14 protein-coding genes, 1 tRNA gene and 2 pseudogenes are annotated in these 16,993 nt (G+C 70.4%); 8 read left to right on the top strand and 9 right to left on the bottom strand.

What is annotated here, in order from left to right:
• Window positions 1-128: 128 nt before the first annotated feature.
• Genes pstB through pstS form a run of 4 tightly spaced genes read right to left on the bottom strand, consistent with a single transcriptional unit; the run spans window position 129 to window position 4,254 of the window.
• Window positions 129-905 carry a phosphate ABC transporter ATP-binding protein PstB gene (gene pstB / locus JNW89_RS09050; protein ID WP_238448521.1) on the bottom strand — a complete coding sequence of 259 codons (777 nt, stop codon included), beginning with the start codon at window positions 903-905 and terminating at the stop codon, window positions 129-131.
• 20 nt (window positions 906-925) lie between these two features.
• Entirely contained in the window at window positions 926-2,014 is a 1,089-nt protein-coding gene (pstA, locus tag JNW89_RS09045; RefSeq protein ID WP_238448520.1) for a phosphate ABC transporter permease PstA, read from the bottom strand.
• The gene (pstC, locus tag JNW89_RS09040) at window positions 2,011-3,105 is read right to left on the bottom strand and encodes a phosphate ABC transporter permease subunit PstC (RefSeq protein ID WP_238448519.1); all 1,095 of its coding nucleotides are present in this window, start codon (window positions 3,103-3,105) and stop codon (window positions 2,011-2,013) included. Before pstC ends, pstA begins: the two co-directional genes overlap by 4 nt.
• A 45-nt stretch (window positions 3,106-3,150) precedes the next feature.
• On the bottom strand, window positions 3,151-4,254 hold the full coding sequence (gene pstS / locus JNW89_RS09035; protein ID WP_238448518.1) for a phosphate ABC transporter substrate-binding protein PstS: 1,104 nt from the start codon (window positions 4,252-4,254) through the stop codon (window positions 3,151-3,153).
• A 45-nt stretch (window positions 4,255-4,299) separates the two neighbouring features.
• On the opposite strand from pstS, the pseudogene JNW89_RS09030 reads away from it, so the two are divergent.
• The 3 genes and pseudogenes from JNW89_RS09030 to JNW89_RS09020 form a co-directional block, all read left to right on the top strand.
• Window positions 4,300-4,743 (top strand): annotated as a pseudogene (locus tag JNW89_RS09030) (hypothetical protein); the annotation flags it as partial.
• Window positions 4,744-4,769: 26 nt separating this feature from the next.
• Complete coding sequence (locus JNW89_RS09025) at window positions 4,770-5,747, top strand: ArsA-related P-loop ATPase (RefSeq protein ID WP_238448517.1); 978 nt, start codon at window positions 4,770-4,772, stop codon at window positions 5,745-5,747.
• Between the two features lie 54 nt (window positions 5,748-5,801).
• Complete coding sequence (locus tag JNW89_RS09020) at window positions 5,802-6,953, top strand: ArsA-related P-loop ATPase (protein WP_238448516.1); 1,152 nt, start codon at window positions 5,802-5,804, stop codon at window positions 6,951-6,953.
• 6 nt (window positions 6,954-6,959) lie between these two features.
• On the opposite strand, the gene JNW89_RS09015 is transcribed toward JNW89_RS09020, so the two are convergent.
• Window positions 6,960-7,280, bottom strand: coding sequence for a WhiB family transcriptional regulator (locus tag JNW89_RS09015; RefSeq protein ID WP_088959889.1), 321 nt, complete (start codon window positions 7,278-7,280; stop codon window positions 6,960-6,962).
• Window positions 7,281-7,683: 403 nt separating this feature from the next.
• On the opposite strand from JNW89_RS09015, the pseudogene JNW89_RS09010 reads away from it, so the two are divergent.
• Window positions 7,684-10,124, top strand: a pseudogene (locus JNW89_RS09010) (penicillin-binding protein).
• A gap of 63 nt (window positions 10,125-10,187) precedes the next feature.
• On the opposite strand, the gene JNW89_RS09005 reads toward JNW89_RS09010, so the two are convergent.
• The gene (locus JNW89_RS09005; protein ID WP_238448515.1) at window positions 10,188-10,643 is read right to left on the bottom strand and encodes a GatB/YqeY domain-containing protein; all 456 of its coding nucleotides are present in this window, start codon (window positions 10,641-10,643) and stop codon (window positions 10,188-10,190) included.
• A gap of 25 nt (window positions 10,644-10,668) precedes the next feature.
• Here JNW89_RS09005 and JNW89_RS09000 point away from each other — a divergent pair, with 25 nt between their 5' ends.
• The 3 genes from JNW89_RS09000 (at window position 10,669) to JNW89_RS08990 (ending at window position 12,636) form a co-directional block, all read left to right on the top strand.
• The gene (locus tag JNW89_RS09000; RefSeq protein WP_238448514.1) at window positions 10,669-11,562 is read left to right on the top strand and encodes a metallophosphoesterase; all 894 of its coding nucleotides are present in this window, start codon (window positions 10,669-10,671) and stop codon (window positions 11,560-11,562) included.
• Window positions 11,563-11,655: 93 nt separating this feature from the next.
• Window positions 11,656-11,732, top strand: a tRNA-Pro gene (locus JNW89_RS08995).
• 259 nt (window positions 11,733-11,991) lie between these two features.
• Window positions 11,992-12,636, top strand: a complete 645-nt coding sequence (locus JNW89_RS08990) for a trimeric intracellular cation channel family protein (RefSeq protein WP_238448513.1) — start codon at window positions 11,992-11,994, stop codon at window positions 12,634-12,636.
• 541 nt (window positions 12,637-13,177) lie between these two features.
• Here JNW89_RS08990 and JNW89_RS08985 read toward each other — a convergent pair.
• Window positions 13,178-14,404 carry an epoxide hydrolase family protein gene (locus JNW89_RS08985; RefSeq protein ID WP_238448512.1) on the bottom strand — a complete coding sequence of 409 codons (1,227 nt, stop codon included), beginning with the start codon at window positions 14,402-14,404 and terminating at the stop codon, window positions 13,178-13,180.
• Window positions 14,405-14,781: 377 nt separating this feature from the next.
• Between JNW89_RS08985 and JNW89_RS08980 the strand changes: the two genes are divergently transcribed.
• Window positions 14,782-15,129 (top strand): DoxX family protein, encoded by a 348-nt coding sequence (locus JNW89_RS08980; RefSeq protein WP_238448511.1) that lies wholly within the window; start codon window positions 14,782-14,784, stop codon window positions 15,127-15,129.
• A gap of 71 nt (window positions 15,130-15,200) precedes the next feature.
• Here the strand turns inward: JNW89_RS08980 and JNW89_RS08975 are convergent, their stop codons facing one another.
• Both JNW89_RS08975 and JNW89_RS08970 read right to left on the bottom strand, forming a co-directional pair.
• Window positions 15,201-16,640 carry a PKD domain-containing protein gene (locus tag JNW89_RS08975; RefSeq protein ID WP_238448510.1) on the bottom strand — a complete coding sequence of 480 codons (1,440 nt, stop codon included), beginning with the start codon at window positions 16,638-16,640 and terminating at the stop codon, window positions 15,201-15,203.
• 173 nt (window positions 16,641-16,813) lie between these two features.
• Window positions 16,814-16,993: hypothetical protein (locus JNW89_RS08970; RefSeq protein WP_238448509.1), on the bottom strand; the 180-nt coding region annotated here is incomplete at its 5' end.

Here is a 16,993-nt window from a genome sequence, read left to right as displayed (position 1 = left end):
TCCCGGTCGTCGGACCCCGCGACACGCCGCCAAATCGACTCCACCGGTCGCCGGGCGACCCGCCGCGGACACGCCGAGGGGCGCCGGTCGGTGCGACCGACGCCCCTCGCGGGCCGGGATCCCGCGGCTCAGCCGAAGCGGCCGGTGATGTAGTCCTCGGTCTTCTTCACGCTCGGGTTGCTGAAGATCTTCTGCGTGTTGTCGTACTCGATCAGCCGGCCCGGGTCGCCGGTCTTCTCGATCGAGAAGAAGGCGGTCCGGTCCGACACCCGGGCGGCCTGCTGCATGTTGTGCGTGACGATGATGATGGTGAACTTGTCCTTGAGCTGGAACATCAGGTCCTCGATGGCCAGCGTGGAGATCGGGTCCAGCGCCGAGCAGGGCTCGTCCATCAGCACCACCTGCGGCTCGACCGCGATCGTGCGGGCGATGCAGAGCCGCTGCTGCTGACCGCCGGAGAGGCCGGCGCCCGGCTTGCCCAGCCGGTCCTTCACCTCGTCCCAGAGGTTGGCCGAGCGCAGCGCCTTCTCGGCGGCCTCGTCCAGGATCGACTTGCGGCGGACGCCGTTGAGGCGCAGCCCGGCCACCACGTTCTCGAAGATGCTCATGGTCGGGAACGGGTTGGGCCGCTGGAAGACCATGCCGATCATGCGGCGCACCGCGGTGACGTCCACGTCCCGGTCGTAGATGTCCTGACCGTCGATGGTGAGGCTGCCCTCGACCCGGGCGCCGGGGAGCACCTCGTGCATCCGGTTGATCGAGCGTAGGAAGGTGGACTTGCCGCAGCCGGACGGGCCGATCAGGGCGGTCACCGTCTTGGGCTCGACGGTCAGGTTGATGTTCTCGATCGCCTTGAAGCCGCCGTAGTAGGCGGTGACGTCGGTGGCGTCAATGCGCTTGGCCATGGTGGCGGTACCTCCGGGGATCATCGGGCGAGCCGGTTGCGACGGGCCAGCAACTTCGCCGCGATGGTGAGGACGAGTACGAGGGCGACCAGGGTCAACGCCGCGGTCCACGCCCGCGCCGGCGAGTACTTCGAGGCCTCGCCGGCCTGCTGGTAGACGAAGAGGGCCAGCGACGACTGGTTGTTCTCGAACGGGTTGAAGTTGATCGCCGCGCCGCCGCCGGCGACGAGCAGCACCGGGGCGGTCTCGCCGGCGGCCCGCGCGATGGCGAGCATGATGCCGGTGACGATGCCCGGCAGCGCCGTCGGCACCACGACCCGCAGGATGGTCTTCCACTTCGGCACGCCGAGGGCGTACGCGCCCTCGCGCAGCGGCGCCGGGACGAGACGCAGCATCTCCTCGGTGGAGCGGACCACGGTCGGCAGCATCAGCACGCTGAGCGCCAGCGCGGCGGCGAAGCCGGAGAAGCCGGGCCGGCCGTCGTTGAACCACGGCGAGACGATCAGCACCCAGAACGCCAGGACGAAGAGGCCGGTGACGATCGACGGGATGCCGGTCATCACGTCGACGAAGAACCGGATCGCGAAGGCGAACCGGCCCCGCCCGTACTCGACGACGTAGATCGCGCAGAGCACCCCGAGCGGGACGGTGATCAGGGTGGCGATGCCGACCTGCTCCAGCGTGCCGACGATGGCGTGGTAGGCGCCGCCGTTGGCGTCCCGGGCTCCGATGTTGTTCATCGAGGTGCCGAAGAAGTTGCCGTCGAGGCGTTCCGTGCCCTTGCTGAACAGCGTCCAGACCACCGAGGCCAGGGGCAGTACGGCCAGCACGAAGGCGGAGTGGATCAGCGCGCTCCAGGTGCGGTTGCGGGCCGACCGGCGGCCCTCGACCGCGTTGGCGGCGGCGAAGAGGCCGGCCAGGTAGAGCAGCGCGCCGCCGACGACGACCATGACCGGGCCGCCGAGGTCGGCGCCGTAGACGATCCCGGCGGCGAGCAGCAGGGCCGCCACCGCGATGGCGGGGGCGGCCCACCTGGGCAGGCGCCGGGCCCGCAGGGTCACCGGCTGCGCCGGCGGACGGGGACGGTGTGAGGTGAGGGTGGTGGTCATGCGGCCGACTCCGTGAACTCGCGGCGGCGGTAGATGATCGCCCGGGCGGTGATGTTGACGATCAGGGTGATGGCGAAGAGGACCAGACCGGAGGCGATCAGCGCGCCCCGGCCGGTGTCGTTCGCCTCGGCGAACCGGTTGGCGATGTTCGCCGCGATGGTGTTGCCGCCGCTCTCGATGATGTTGAACGAGATGGCGTAGGTGGAGCCGAGGGTCAGCGCCAGCGCGATGGTCTCCCCGAGCGCCCGGCCGAGGCCGAGCATGACGGCGGCGATGATGCCGGGCCGCCCGTACGGCAGCACCGCGGTGCGCAGCATCTCCCAGCGGGTGGCGCCCAGGGCGAGGGCGGCCTCCTCGTTGGCGGTCGGGGTCTGGAGGAACACCTCCCGGGAGAGCGAGGTGATGATCGGCAGCACCATGATCGCCAGCACCACCGACCCGAGCAGGATCGAGTTCCCGTACGGTCCGTCGCCGCCGAAGATCGGGATCCAGCTGAAGTACGTGTTCAGCCAGGCCGACAGGTCCGAGATGGGCCCGACGAGGTAGTCCCGGCCCCAGAGCCCGAAGACCACACTCGGCACGGCGGCCAGCAGGTCGATCAGGAACCCGAGACCGTTGCCCAGCCGGCGCGGGGCGTAGTGGGAGAGGTAGAGAGCGATGCCCAGCGCCACCGGCACCGCCATGAGCAGTGCCAGCAGCGCGGTGAGCACGGTGCCGAAGGCGAGCGCGCCGATGCCGAACGTGGGCGGGTTCTCGTTGGGGAACCAGCCCTCGAAGGTCCAGAAGTTCTCGGTGTTGGCCTGCAACGCGGGAACGGCCTTGGCGATCAGGAAGATCGCGATGGCCGCGATGATGACCAGCACGGTGGTTCCGGCGGCCAGGGTCAGGCCGCGGAACGCCCGTTCGGCACCGAAGGCCCGGGCCCGGGGCAGCGCGCCGCCGCCGCCCAGCCCGTCGCCGCCCGGAATCCGGCCGCCACTGACGGAGGTCTCGGCCACACGCGCCGAGGCACCGGCGAGCCGGTCGTGACCTGAGGCCACGCGCGTCCCGCCGGTGCCGGCGTGTGCCGAGCGGTGCGGGGTTTCACCCATCTGCTCGCTCGCTTCGACTTGAGAGGTGGTGTCGCTCGGGGAAGGTCAGCCGAGGTTCTTGACCGCGGCCTCGACCTTGGTGCGGACCGAGTCGGGCAGCGGGGCGTAGCCCAGCTCGACCAGGTCGGCCTGGCCCTCCGCGCTGGCGGCGTGGCCGAGCAGGCCCTTGACCAGCGGGAGCTTGTCGGCCGCGAGGCCCTTGCTGCAGACGATCTCGTAGGTCACCAGGACGATCGGGTAGGCCCCGGCCTCCTTGGTGCTGTAGTCGATCGCCATCTTCAGGTCGTCGCCCTGGCCCTCGATCTTGGCCCTGGCGATGGTCTTGCCGGCCGAGTCGGCGGTCAGCTCGGTGAACTCGCCGGCACCGTTCTGGATCTTGGCCTTCTTGAGCCCCGAGTTCTCGGCGTAGGACCACTCGACGTAGCTGATCGTGCCGACGGTGCTCTTGACCTTGCTGGCCACGCCGTCCGACTTCGCGGCGCCGACGCCACCCGGGGCCTTCCACGCCTTGTTGTTGCCGAAGGTCCAGTCCGCGGTGGCGGTCTTGGCGAGGTACTTGGTGAAGTTGTCCGTGGTGCCGGACTCGTCGGAGCGGTGCACCGTCTGGATCGCGGTGGCCGGCAGCTTCGCGTTCGGGTTGTCGGCCTTGATGGCCGCGTCGTCCCACTTGGTGACCTTGCCGGCGAAGACCTTCGCGAGCGTGGTCGGGGTGAGCTGGAGGTTGTCCACGCCGTCGACGTTGTAGACGACCGCGACCGGGCCGATCACCATCGGGAGGTTGAGCGCCTGGCCGGTCGCGCACTTGGCGTCGGCCTGCGGCTTCTCCTCCTCCTTCAGGGCGGAGTCGGAGCCGGCGAAGTCGGCGGTGCCGGCGATGAAGGCCTGGATGCCGGCGCCCGAGCCGGTCGGCTCGTAGTTGATCGTCGTACCGGCGCACTTCTGCTGGTACGCCTTGATCCACTCGGCCATGGCGTTCTTCTGCGCGGAGGAGCCCTGCGCGTTCAGCGTGCCCTTGGCGCAGTCCGCCGCACTGGCGGAACCCGAGGCGGACGTGCCGGCCGGCTCGTTGTTGTCCGAGCCGCATGCACTGAGACCGAGCACCGCGGTAAGAGCGAGGCAGGCGATGGTGCCGTGCCGCTGGAGCTTCACCTGAGGGGTTTCCCTTCACGTCTTTGGTCACGTCGCCCGGTGGCCCGGCGCCGGCGCGGCCTGCTCATCGCCTCGCTCGTGCTGGCCGGCGCGCTGCTGCTCTGCGGCGGGGGCGGAACGGCCGCCTTCCTGGCCCTGCGGAACACCGAGGACGGCGAGGGCGCCAAGGAGCCGGCGGTCGCGGTGGACAACTTCCTCACCGCCGTCTACCGGGACCAGGACGCGAAGAAGGCGGCCGACTACGTCTGCTCGGACGCCCGCGACCAGGAGAAGCTCGACGCCAAGGTGGCCGAGGTGCGCAAGTACGCGGCCGGCTACGCCAACCCGCGCTTCCGCTGGGCCAGCCCGAAGGTGGACAACCAGACCGGGGACCGGGCCACCGTCACCACCAAGGTCACCATGACCACCGCCGACGAGAAGGTCGCCGAGCAGGCGCTGCGCTTCACCGTCGTACGGAAGACGGGTTGGTGGGTCTGCGAGGTGGCCTGACGCCGCCGGGTGGATAGGCTCGACGGGTGCGAGCAGCAGAGCGGCCGGCCGACCCGGCCTCCACCGGATGGCCGGCCCGCCTGCACGTGGTCACCGGCAAGGGCGGCACCGGCAAGACCAGCGTCGCGGCGGCCCTGGCGCTGGCCCTGGCCGACGGCGGCCGGCGCACCCTGCTGGTCGAGGTCGAGGGGCGGCAGGGCATCGCCCAGCTCTTCGGCACCGACCCGCTGCCGTACGAGGAGCGGCACCTCACCGACGCCCCGGGTGGCGGCGAGGTACGGGCCCTGGCGGTGGACGCCGAGGAGGCCCTGCTGGAGTACCTCGACATGTTCTACAAGCTCGGCGCGGCCGGCCGGGCGCTGCGCAAGCTCGGCGCCATCGACTTCGCCACCACCATCGCGCCGGGGCTGCGGGACGTGCTGCTCACCGGCAAGGTGAAGGAGGCGACCACGCGCACCACCGGCCAGCGCCGGGCGTACGACGCGGTGGTGCTGGACGCGCCGCCGACCGGGCGGATCGGCCGCTTCCTCAACGTCACCGCGGAGACCGCCCGGCTGGCCAAGGTCGGCCCGATCAAGACCCAGAGCGAGGGGGTCGCCGCGCTGCTGCGCTCCCCGATCACCGCGGTGCACGTGGTCACGCTGCTGGAGGAGATGCCGGTCCAGGAGACGGTCGACGCGATCGCCGAGCTGACCCAGTTGGGCTTTCCGGTGGGGCGGGTGATCATCAACGGCGCCCGGCCACCGGTGCCGGCCGGACGTGAGGTCACCCAGGCCGAGCTGAAGCGGGGGCTGCTCGCCGCCGGGCTGCCGGCCGACCGGGCCACCGTGGCCGGGCTGGCCGGCGAGGCACGGGACCAGCAGATCCGGCGCGAGCTGGAGGACTCCCTCCGGACGGACCTGGTGGAGCTGGGGCTGCCCCTGACCGAGCTGCCGCTGCTCCCCGACGGGGTGGACCGGGCCGGGCTGGATCGGCTCGCCGAACTCCTCGGCCGGGCCGATTGACTCACACCTGACCTCGGCACGGGCGCGCGGACCCCACCGGCCCGATACGCTCGATTGGTGCCTTCCGAAGACGCGGCGCCACGGCTGGACGTCGACCAGATCCTCGCCGATCCCGGCGTGCGGATCGTCGTGTGCTGCGGCGCCGGCGGTGTGGGTAAGACGACCACGGCCGCCGCGCTCGCCCTGCGGGCGGCCGAGCGGCACGGCCGGCGGACGGTGGTGCTCACCATCGACCCGGCCCGCCGGCTGGCCCAGTCGCTCGGCCTGACCGAGCTGGACAACACGCCCCGCCAGGTCAAGGGGCTCGACGTCGAGGCCAGCGGTGGCGAGCTGCACGCCATGATGCTGGACATGAAGCGCACCTTCGACGACGTGGTGCTCCAGCACACCGATCCGGCGAAGGCGGCGGAGATCTTCGCCAACCCCTTCTACCAGGCCATGAGCTCGACCTTCGCCGGCACGCAGGAGTACATGGCGATGGAGAAGCTGGGCCAGCTGCACGCCCGCGGCGAGTGGGACCTGATCGTGGTGGACACCCCGCCGTCCCGCTCCGCGCTGGACTTCCTGGACGCCCCGGCCCGGCTCTCCCGCTTCCTCGACGGGCGGATGCTGCGGCTGCTGCTGGCGCCGGCGCGCAGCGGCGGGCGGAGCATGTTCAGCCTCGTCACCGCCAGCTTCGGGATGTTCTCCAAGGTGGTGCAGAAGGTGCTCGGCGCGCAGCTGCTCACCGACCTCTCCGGCTTCGTCGCCGCGCTGGACTCGATGTTCGGCGGCTTCCGGCAGCGGGCGGAGCAGACGTACCGCATCCTGCAGGCCCGGGAGACGGCCTTCCTGCTCGTCGCGGCCCCGGAGCCGGACGCGGTCCGGGAGGCGGCCTACTTCGCCGGCCGGCTGCGCGACGAGCGGATGCCGCTGGCCGGCCTGGTGCTCAACCGGGTGCACCGGCCGGCGGTGCCCGACCTGGGCGCGGCCGAGAGCGTCGCCGCCGCGGGGCGGCTGGCGGAGCTGGGCGGGCACGACGCGACCGTCGACGTGCTGCGGGCGCACGCCGCGCTGGCGCAGCAGGCGGTCCGCGAACAGCAGGTGGCGACCCGGTTCACCGAGGCGTTCCCGACGGTGCCGGCGGTGTCGGTGACGGCGCAGCCCGCCGACGTGCACGACGTCGACGGGCTGCGGACGATCGGCGCGGCGATCAGCCGGCCGTGACCGGCGTCAGCCGGCGGCGGTGACCAGGACCTTGTCCTTGCCGGTCTTGTCCTTGGCGTTCTTCTTCATCGCGGCCTCGAACATCTTGCGCCAGCTCGTCACCTGCGGGTGCCGACGCAGCAGCGCCCGGCGTTCGCGTTCGGTCATGCCACCCCACACCCCGAACTCGATCCGGTTGTCGAGCGCGTCGGCCAGGCACTCGTACCGAACTGGGCAGCTCCGGCAGATCCTCTTCGCCACGTTCTGTTCGGCGCCCTGTACGAACAACGCGTCCGGGTCCCCGTTCTGACACGCCGCCAGTGACGGCCAGTCAGTGATCATGCCCATGTGTACACGTCCCCCCTTGCAGTACCTACCGACCTCGTGCGACCAGCCGTGATTCCCCCCGGTCGTCCGGCCCGTTCCTTCCCCAAGGAGGCACGGACGACGTGTGGCCCTGTCGCCGCCACCATCATGCTCTGTAGTCGCCTGATTACGCAACGTTGTCGGCGAAATCCATCATTCCGGACACTCCCGGCTTCCCGGGCCTTCGCCCGCCGCTTACCCGGCCCGGCTACGTGAAAACGCTGCGGTGGCTCCACCGTTCGGTGGAGACTCGCGGCAGGTCACACGCAACCACGTACCGGGGGTCGTGCGTTTAGCACAACGAGGTCGGCGCGCGCAGGAAATGGGGAAAGAACGCCCCAGCGCCCCTCGTTCCCTACTCGCGTACCCTGTCGAGGTGACCTGGATGCGGAAACGTGACCACAATGTGCTGACCAACGCCGCATCGCTGCTTGTCTGTGGCCTGTTGGCCGGCGTGGTGGTCGCGGCGGCGGCCTTCCCCGCGGTGGCGATGTCCGGCTTGGCCGCGAAGGCCGGCGCCGAGACCTTCGGCGCGTTGCCGAAGGAGCTGACCGTGGCCCGCGCGCCGCAGATCAGCTACCTGCTCGCCTCCGACGGCAAGACACCGCTGGCGACCATGTACGACGAGAACCGGCGGGACGTGAAGCTGGCCGACATCGCGCCGGTCATGCAGAAGGCGATCATCGCCGCCGAGGACCACGACTTCTACAAGCACAACGGCGTCGACATCAACGGCGTCGCCCGGGCCTTCGTCAACAACCAGTCCGGCACGAACTCGCAGCAGGGCGCCTCGACGCTGACGATGCAGTACGTCCGGCTGGCCATCGCCTACTCGGCGACCCACCCGGCCGACGTGGTCGCGGCGACCGAGGACACCAGCGCCCGCAAGCTGCGCGAGATGCGCTACGCGATCCAGATCGACAAGGAGTTCTCCAAGGAGGAGATCCTGGAGCGCTACCTGAACATCGCCTCGTTCGGCAACGGCGCGTACGGCATCTACGCCGCCAGCCAGGTCTACTTCGGCAAGCCGCCGAGCAAGCTGAAGATCGAGGAAGCGGCAATGCTGGCCGGCATGGTCAAGGCGCCGACCACCAACGACCCGACCACCCGTAGCGGCCGCCCACTCGCCCTCGACCGGCGCAACTACGTGATCGACAACATGGTCAAGATCGGCGCCATCAACCAGCAGGAGGCGGACGCCGCCAAGGCGGCCCCGATGGTGGTCAAGGACAAGCGCACCCCGAACGGCTGCGTCTCCACCAACGAGAAGGGCTGGGGCTTCTTCTGCGACTACTTCTACCGCTGGTGGATGCAGCAGGAGACGTTCGGCTCGACCACGTACGACCGGGAGCGGCGGCTCAAGAGCGGCGGCTACACCATCATCACCACCCTCGACGCGCAGGCGCAGCGAGGTGCGGACCGGGCGGTGCGCAAGTCCAAGAAGGAGACCGCCAAGGAGGCCGCCATGGTCGCCGTGGTGGAGCCGGGCACCGGCCGGGTGCGGGCGCTCGCGGTGAACCGGTCCTTCAAGATCGACGACCCGAAGAACCCGAAGAACAAGATCTCCAGCGACCCGGCGAAGGCCAAGAGGAAGATCCGCGGTAACTACCCGAACACGGTGAACCCGCTGCTCACCGGCGGCCAGGGCATCACCGGCTACCAGGCGGGCTCGACCTTCAAGATCTTCACCATCGTGGCCGCCCTGGAGAAGGGCATCCCGCTCAGCTACACCATCAACGCGCAGGCGAAGTTCAAGTCGGAATACATCATCGACAGCAGCTCCCCGGCCGCCTGCCCGGGCACGCACTTCTACTGCCCGAGCAACTCGACCGGCAAGGCCGGCGGCGTGCTGAACATGTGGAGCGCCTTCTCCCAGTCGACCAACACCTACTTCGTCCCGCTCCAGCAGCAGGTCGGGGCGGAGAACGTGGTCGACGTGGCGAAGCGCCTCGGCATCCAGTTCCGGGCCGCCAACGACGCCAAGTTCGCCGGCACCAAGGACGCGGCGCACCAGTGGGGCGCGTTCACCCTGGGCGTCTCGCAGACCACCCCGCTGGAGCTGGCCAACGCGTACGCGACCCTCGCCGCGGACGGCAAGTACTGCGAGCCGATCCCGGTGCAGGAGATCAAGGACCCGGAGGGCAACAAGCTCGACATCGCCAACCCGCGCTGCGAGAAGCGGGTCAGCACCGAGGTGGCCCGGGCGCCGTGGACGCCGCCCGCTGCCCGGTCGGCGACAACTCCTCCACCAGCAAGTGCGGCAACAGCCGTACCGCCCGCCAGGTCAAGACGATCGTCGACGCGCCGGTGGCCGGCAAGTCCGGCACCACCGACTCGGAGAAGACCGCCGCCCTGGTCGCGATGACCAAGCAGTACGCGGTCGCCGGCATCATGGCCGACCCGGACTGGCCGCAGACCAACGTCAAGATGAAGCACAACGAGCCCGACGGCATCAACCCGCCGGTCTGGGAGACGCTGCGGGACGCGATGAAGGGCAAGGACCGGATCAACTTCGAGCCGCCGGGCAAGAAGATCTCCGAGGGCGACCAGCGCTCCATCCCGAGCGTCACCTGCCTGGACGTGGACGCCGCCAAGTCACGGATCAGCGGTGCCGGCTTCGAGGCGGTCGTCTCGGACGACAAGGTTGCGTCGAGCTGCCCGGCGGGCAAGGCCGCCGGCACCAGCCCGTCGGGCCGGACCATCAAGGGCGGCGTGGTCACCATCCAGGTGAGCAGCGGCGGCGGCACCCCGCCCGGGACCACCACCGGCCCCGGCGGTCCCGTCACCCCGCCGACTCCGGGCCGACCCCCTCGGCCCCGCGGCTGACCTCCGCACGAACGACGGGCGGGCACCCCTTTCGGGGGTGCCCGCCCGTTTCGCGTACCCGGATCAGAGGCCGAGCTGTCGGCGTACCTCGGCGGCCACCCGGCCTCCCTCGGCCTGGCCGGCCACCGCGGCCTGGGCCGCCTTCATGGCCGGGCCCATCTGCGCCTTGCCGGTGAAGCCGCCGGCCGCGAGCGCCCCCGCGACCCGCTCGGCCAACTCGTCGTCGGAAAGTTGCTTGGGCAGGTAGCGGTCCAGCACCTCACCCTCGGCGGTCTCCTTGGCGGCCTGGTCACCCCGGCCGGCCTCGGCGAAGGCGGTGGCGGCCTCGCGCCGCTTCTTCGCCTCCTTGGTCAGCACCGCGAGCACCTCGTCGTCGGTGAGCTCGCGCTTGGCCTTGCCGGCGACCTCGGCGGTGCCGACGGCCGCGAGGGCCATCCGCAGGGTGGAGGTGGTCAGTTCGTCGCGCGCCTTGAGAGCGGCGCGCATGTCGGCGGTGAGGCGGTCCTTCAGCGTGCTCATGGACGGTCAAACTACCCTGAACGGCATGCGAAAGCGCACACTATTCCGCCTCGCCGCCGGAACCGTCGCCGCGGGCGCGGCCACCCTGGCGTACGCGTCGCTCATCGAGCGCAACATGTTCACCCTGCGGCGGTACGACGTGCCGGTGCTCCCGGCCGACGCGGAGCCGCTGCGCGTGCTGCACCTGTCGGACCTGCACATGATGCCCGACCAGGCGCGCAAGCAGCAGTGGGTGGCCTCGCTGGCCGCCCTCGACCCGGACCTGGTGGTGGTCACCGGCGACAACATGGCCCACCCCGACGCCGTCGGAGGGGTGCTGCGGGCCCTGCAACCGCTGCTCGACTTCCCGGGCGCGTTCGTCTTCGGGTCGAACGACTACACCGGGCCGGTCTGGAAGAACCCGTTCACCTACTTCCTGCCCGACCGGGAGTACACCGAGGGCGTCGAGCTGCCGCACGAGGAGCTGCGGGACGTGTTCACCGGGGCCGGCTGGGCGGACCTGAACAACGCCCGGACGTCGGTGAAGGCCGGCGGCCGCCTGGTGGAGCTGGTCGGCGTGGACGACCCGCACATCGAGCGGGACGACTACGACGCCGTCGCCGGGCCGGTCGCCGCCTCGGCGGACCTCGGGATCGCGCTCGCGCACTCCCCCGAGCCGGCGGTGCTGGATCGGATGGCCGCGGACGGCTTCAGCCTGCTGCTCGCCGGGCACACCCACGGCGGCCAGGTCTGCGTACCCGGCTACGGGGCACTGGTGACCAACTGCGGGCTGCCCCGCTCGATGGCCCGCGGGCTGCACCGCTGGCCCGGCTCGGACTCCTGGCTGCACGTCTCCGCCGGCCTGGGCACCCACCCCACCGCTCCGGTGCGGTTCGCCTGCCCGCCGGAGGCGAGCGTGCTGACGCTCATCCCGCGCTGAGCCGCCCGGCGCCTGCGCCCCGGGCCGGGCCGGGCCGAGGGGGTACCGAGTTTGACCATCGGACCGGGTGGGCTACTATTTGTCGGCACGCCTCGGGGTGTGGCGCAGCTTGGTAGCGCGCTTCGTTCGGGACGAAGAGGTCGTCGGTTCGAATCCGGCCACCCCGACCAGAGGTAAGTAAAGGTCAAGGCCCCTCCACGGAGGGGCCTTGATCCGTTTCCGGCGATCACCGGCTCTGCGGAGGCAGCAAGACGACCCGAGCAATCTGCGGGCCCGGTCGCGGTTCGAATGCGTCTAGCGGTCCAGGGTCGTGGACGTTTGCTCGTGTCCCATCACGTCGGAAAGGCCAGCGGCCGACTGCGCCACCACTTCGTGAGCCGGTCACCCAGGCGCGAAGGTCGCCGGGGCGCAAAGGTCGACAATGTCGGGATGTCAGCACGCACCGTCATTGACATCCTTGAGCTGGTCGGTCTCTACGTATTCGCCACGTCGGGCGCCCTGATGGCCATCCACAAACGTTTCGACGTCGTCGGGATCGTGGTCCTGGCCGTGCTGACCGCTCTCGGTGGCGGCATCCTCCGGGACCTGATCATCGGGGACACGCCCCCAGCCGCCTTCACCAACGTCAACTATCTGGTGATCCCGTTGGTCGCCGCGGTGGTGACGTTCTTCGTCCATCCCGTGGTGCAGCGGCTGACCTTCACGGTGCTCGTTTTCGACGCCGCTGGGCTCGGGCTGTTTTGCGTCACCGGCACCCTCAAGGCCCTCGATTTCCACCTCGGTTCGCTCCAAGCGGTGCTGCTCGGGATCACCACCGCCGTGGGCGGCGGGGTGCTGCGGGACATCACCGCCCGGGAGACGCCTGCGCTAGTCCAGGTCGACACAGACCTCTACTCGATCCCCGCCGCGGTCGGTGCGATCGTCGTCGCCGGGGCACACCACACGGACCTGCCAATGCCCGTCGTCGCCACCGGTGCGGCGGTGTTGGTGTTCCTGTTCCGCATCGTCGCCATGCTCCGCCACTGGACCGCGCCCCGCGCCTGGGAACGCAACGGTCGAGATGGCGCGTCGTAGTACGGGCAACCCCGCGGCCGGTCCAGCCACTGGCAGGTCCCTCTGGACGGCGGTGCAGGCGAGCTGACGATCAACCAGGCGAGGCGGCGCAGCTACACGGCCCGCACAGGCGGATCGGCCCCCATTGCTCGTCCATCAGGTCGTCCCAGAAGTCCGTTCTCGGCGCTGCCGGAGTGACATCGGCTCCGCACAGGGCAGTGGCCCCAGCACCGAGAAGGCGTGCCCCACCATCTCGCCGAGCGGCAGAGAGTGATCGGCGCGCACGGCCTCAACCTGGCGCGTGTCTGCGGGCGTGAGCGCCAGGACGAACTCGATCCGCTTCCGCACAGAGGGGAGGGTAGCCGGGCGCCAGGGAGTTTCGCGGGGCGCACCTGGCGTACTGGACAGGCCTGGCCCCCCTGCGACACGTGACCACAGCAGGCATGGTGGCGGCCAAGCTGAGCTGCACCGTCACCGACCGGAGGCAGATATTGGTCAAGACCCCTCCACGGAGGGGCCTTGATCCGTTCCTGGGGCTCGCTGCTCGATCGGGCCCGGTCGGCTAGCGAAGCGACCGGAAGGCGGTGCGCAGCTCTTCGGACAGGATCTGCGGCTGCTCCCAGGCCGCGAAGTGCCCACCCTTCTCCACCTTGTTGTAGTGGATGAGGTTGGAATACGCCTGCTCCGCCCAACTTTTCGGGGCCTGGTACATCTCCGTCGGGAAGACGCTCACGGCAGCCGGGACGGTGACGCCCTTGGCGGCGAAGAACGAGAGCTTGTTCTCCCAGTAGATGCGGGCCGCGGAATTTCCCGTGTTCATCAGCCAGAACAGCGTGATGTTGTCGAGGACGTCGTCCCGCGTGAGGCCAACGGGTTTCCCCGCGAAGGCCTGGCAGATCAGGTCCAGGCTGGCCGCGTCATGGTCGATCATGTAGCTGGCCAGCGCGATCGGTGAATCCGAGAATCCGGTCAGCGTCTCCGGGCGCGTCCCCATCATCAGGGCGTAGGCGGAATGCTGCCAGAAGAAGGCGAGCTTCTCGCAGCATCGCTTCTCCTCGGCGGAGAGGTTGGACGGCAGCGAGGCCAGCGGGTCGGCGGCTCCCGAGATGCCGCTCTGGAGCAAGACGTCGATGTCGGGCGGGACGACACCGGGCATGTTGGTGTGGATGCCGGCCAGTTCCGGCGGCCTCTGCAGAGCGATGACGTCCGTGATGAGCGCCCCCCAGTCGCCGCCCTGCGCGACGAACCGCGAGTAGCCGAGGCGCCTCATCAGCTCGATCCAGGCGCTGGCGATGCGCTCGGGGCCCCAGCCGGTCTGGGTCGGCTTGCCGGAGAAGCCGAAGCCGGGCATCGACGGGATCACCAGATGGAAGGCGTCCGAGGCGTCCGCGCCGTGTGCCGTCGGGTCGGTGAGCGGACCGACGATCTTCAGCTGCTCGATGATCGAGCCTGGCCAGCCGTGCGTGACGATGAGCGGCAGCGCGTCCTCGTGCTTCGATCGGATGTGGAGGAAGTGGATGTCCAGCCCGTCGATCTCGGTGATGAAGTTCGGTACGGCGTTCAGCCGTGCCTCGACCTTGCGCCAGTCGTACTCCTTCTCCCAGTAGCGGGCGAGCGCCTGGCTGGTCTCGAGCGGCACGCCCTGGGACTGATCGTCGACGGTCTGCTTCTCGGGCCAGCGGGTGGCCGCGATACGCGCTCGTAGCGCCTTCAGATCCGCCTCGGGCACCTCGACGGTGAACGGCCGGATCTCCGCAGTCCTCGGGCGCGCTTCGGTCTTGACAGCCATGTGGCCACCTTCCGTTCGAGCTGATGAGAGGTCGAGCGGGAACCTTCTGCCGGCCTACCGCGACAAACGGCAAGCACCCCGCTCCTGCCTCGCGAGGGGCATTTCGACGACGGCGCTACCCGGACTAGCGGCAGGTCACAGAGGTGCGCGGCCCATCTGCCCAGAGCGTAGAACGCTGCTGTACGGGTCGCGGGCCATACCAGCGATCCCGCCCGGCGCTGCGGGCCGAGTCCGCCCGAGTGTCCGAATACCGGTGCTGCGGCGCTGATCCGTCACGTTCCTGACGCCTGTCACCACCGTGCGCGGGCCGGGGTCAGTGCGGTGAGGGACCCCGGACGACCCGCCCGGGTGAGCCGCACACCGAGGGAGCGCTCCTGATGTCCACCACGCACGTCGTCGTGACCCTGCTGGCCGCCGCCATGGTCGGCTTCTCCGCCGCCTCCGTCTTCCTCCGCGCCCCGTGGGTCGTGCAGCCGCTGGCCGACTACGGCGTACCCCGCTCGTGGTGGCCCTGGCTCGGCAGCGCCAAGGCCGCCGGCGCGGCGGGACTGGTGGCCGGCCTGTTCGTGCCGGTCGTCGGCGTGCTGGCCGGGATCGGCCTGGTGCTCTACTTCACCGGCGCCGTCGTCACCGTGCTCCGGGCGCGCTCGTACTCGCACATCCCGTTTCCTCTGCTCTACGCGGCGCCGGTGGTCGGCTCCCTGGCGCTGCTGGCCGCCTCCTGAGCGGCGCGGAAGCCCCGGACGCCCCGGACGGCGCGGTCGCGGTGCGGCCGGCCGTCCGGGGCGTCGACGGTTCAGGCGACCTTGACCGGCGCCGACCGCAGTTCGTTGTCGTACGGGAGCGCGTCCCGGGCGTCGAGCAGGTCGGCGACCGCCCGGAAGGAGACCTTGCCGACGGCCAGGTCCTCCGCCGTGACCGTGTAGTCGATGACGAAGCGGGTGCTCTTCCCGCTGTCCGTCGCCGGTACCGAGCGGGTGGACGATCCGACCGGCACGTAGCCGGTGGGGGTGCTCCGCTCGACGGCGACCCGGACGTTCTCGTCGTACCGGGTGTTGCGGACCTGGACCACGACCCCGATGGTCTGCCCCACTCGCGCCGTCGCCGGCACGGTCAGCTTCACGACGGCGACGTCGTGGGTCCGGACCGACACCACGTCGCTCACCGATGCGGTGCGCCCGTCCACGGTGCGTACGGAGAGCCGGACGGTCCAGTTGCCGTCGCCGGGGAACCGGTGCACCGGGTACGGCTCGGTCGACGTCGTCCCGTCGCCGAAGTCCCAGGCGAAGGAGGCGATGCCGGCGCCGGCCGGGTCGTGGGCGGAGCTGCCGAGGCTGACCTGGTCGTACGAGCTGGGCTCGCTCGGGTAGTGGTAGATGTCGACGGTCGGGTCGGCCGCCACGTCGAGCTGGAAGGTGTGCGCGGAGCTGCCGTCCGAGCCCACCTGGAACAGGTACGTCCGGCCGGCCTGCGCCACGAAGGTCAACGGGTCGTAGTCGTAGAGGCGCGTGTAGCCCACCAGGGAGAGCGCGGTCAGCGAGGAACCCGTGTAGGCGGCGATGCCGGCGTAGCCCGGGTTCGTCCGGGCCGTGACCGAGCCGGTGGTCGTCGGCGTGTACGCGTACCAGGCCGTGTAGGCGGAACTGACGTAGAACGAGGGCTCGCCGGCCTCGGCGGTCGCGCCGGCGTAGTCCCGGTTGTCGGCGTAGGGCAGGGCGCCGACCGGGATCGCGTCGGCGAAGTCGTCGTTGGCCGGGGCGACGGCCTGGTCGAGCGAGAACCGCAGCGAACCGCCGATGGTGGTGTCGCCGAAACCGCCGGTGCCGACCATCAGGTGGTACGTCGTGCCCGCGGTGACCGCGAAGCGGATCCTCGACCGTTGGCTGCCGTTGTCGTCGTTGCAGGCCACCTGCGTGAGGGAGCCCTGCTCACCGGTCCAGGCCGAGAGCACCGAGTAGTAGTCGCTGCCGTACGTGTGGGCCTCGACGCGGCCGTCCACGGTCGGAGTGAAGCTGAACCACACGGACCCCCGGTTGGCGCACCCGGTCGGGTCCGTCGGGTCCGTGGTGGCGCCGGTGGTGTCGATGGTGGTGGTGAAGGGAGTGGTCCCCACCGTCGTCGCGGCGGAGAAGTCGTCGTTCGTCGGTGCGGCGTAGGCGGCGGTCTGTCCCGCGACGAGCAGGGCGACCACCCCCGTGAACGCGACGGCGAACCGGGCGACACTGCGTCTGATCACTGAAATCCTCCTGGGCCCCGTATCCCACCTGGATGGTGACCGTCCGACCGTACGGCGACGGGCGCAGCGCCATAGTTAAATGGATCACTGGTTTTGGTTAAGGGGCCCAGGCACGCGAACGGGGCCCGGCGGTCCGACCGGGTGGTCGGCCCGCCGGGCCCCGCAGGGGTACGTCAGAGCGGGCGGTTCGGCTCGCTGACCGGGCCACCGGGGTACGTGGTGGCGGCCGGGTCGGGCACAACCTCGACGTCGGTCACCACGTACTCGGTCTCGGTGGTGGTCGTCGGCGTCCGGTCCTCGTCGTCGCCCGTGCGGTGCTTGGCGGCGGCGATCCCGGCGGCGGCAGCGGCGCC

Source organism: Micromonospora sp. 4G55 (assembly GCF_016803375.1).
This window is presented reverse-complemented; position numbering and strand designations above follow the sequence as displayed.